1 protein-coding gene is annotated in these 1,622 nt (G+C 53.8%); it reads right to left on the reverse strand.

Annotated elements, in window-relative coordinates; translation table 11 throughout:
• The coding region (locus tag KDK16_RS04475; RefSeq protein ID WP_257274873.1) for a hypothetical protein at positions 1 to 1,622 on the reverse strand (1,622 nt) is incomplete at both ends.

The raw sequence follows: 1,622 nt of genomic DNA on the forward strand, positions 1-1,622 counted from the left end.
GCTTCGTTCCCTGGCGACAGCGGATAGACTGTTCACCGTATCTGTCTGGGGCTCCGCGGGCACTGAAAGGCGGCTGGACGGCAAATTCCGGAGGGCTTTTGAACCCGTTGGCCGGGGTGGTATCAGCACTTTGGTTTCGCCGGGAAACAGCCAGTACTCAGGTCGTCCGGTGGCCGGGGAGCGCAGCACCAGGGCTCCTATTGCCGGGCGGTCCTTTGGCATCAGGCGCTTGGTATCCCTCACCAGTCTTTTGAAAACAGAATTGCTGTGGCTCTGGGGCTCGATCACCAGCTTGCCCACCAGGGGCTTGCCGTTAGCAGGCGCGCGGGCGATGAAGGTTTTCAGGGCATTCAGGACGTTGATTCCACTGGAATGGTTGCTACCGGGAAGATCACTGACGGTCAGGCTGCTGATGTGGCTGTCAGCGGTGAAATCTTTGACCAGTGTCGTCAATGCCCGGGTGATCAGTCTGGCTGGCTGGCCTATCACAGTGACCTGGTTGCCGTCTCCCCCGGCAATGGCCGACTGCACCCGGCCCTCGGGAGTGAGCAGCACATAACCGTAAGAGGGAGTGGCTTTCAGCAACAGGGGCTGGCCACTCAGAGTCCCGGCTTTTATTTGTTGTTGGGCCCGGGTAAACGAGGCGTTGTCCAGGGCAATGACGTAGTGCTTGCCCCGGGTGCGTGCCAGGTCTGCCTTGCCTTCCTTGCGACGGAGGTCTGTGTAAAATATCTGAAGCCGCGAGAGCGTCGAATCGTTGGCAGTATCAAGCAGGGCGATATCGGTGGTGCGGTCCCGGATATAGAGTTGGGTGTTAGCGTCGGACAGTAACCGGAGGGCACTGGCCAGCTCTCTAAGTCGGGCTTCACAACCGCCGGTATCGGCTGATCTTCGACGCCTGCTACAGGAGCCCGATGGCAGGTTTGTGAAAACGCTGATGTTGTTGAAATCATTTTTGTATATCGCGTTAAGCGCGGCGACATCCTTTATCTTTGTAAGATCGAGGGGGAAGATATCGTATGACGTTGCCTTTATCCGTCTTTTGAGGTTTTCGAAGGCCCTGTTCTTTGCTTCTTCACTTTGGAAGGTGTTCATTTCCCGCTCAAGCAGGTTGACTTCGTTAGATTCGGTGAAACGCCTCTCGTAGCGAGCAAGCCATGCCCTGTAAGATGAAGACAGCAGCGCCATGCGGAGTGTGTCTTCCAAACGATCAGTTTCTTTCTTGTCCGGATTGACGAAAGCCACTTTTTCAGTCGCCGGTTGCGCAACTGATCCATGTAAGATCGCGCTTTGAAAATCATCGTGTAATGAGTAGTGTCGAGCATCTTTTCTGGGATCTTGGGGATCATAGTCGTTTGTGGACTTGCGCACCTCATCTTCCGATAGGTCAGAGGCAGATTCACCTTCGGTCGAACTATCCACTCTATTTGCTTCGAGTCCGTCATCGTTGAACTCAAGTTCGAGTATGGCTTTGACCAAAATTTCTTTGAGTCCTGAATCGATAGACTCATGTTGCAATATGGTTGCGACCAAATTCTCCTTGATACTGGCATCGATAGGCTTATTTCTGACGATGACTCCGATCAAATCCTCTTTGAGTCTGGCTTCGATAGACTCATGCT

The organism is Endozoicomonas sp. SESOKO4 (assembly GCF_024606275.1).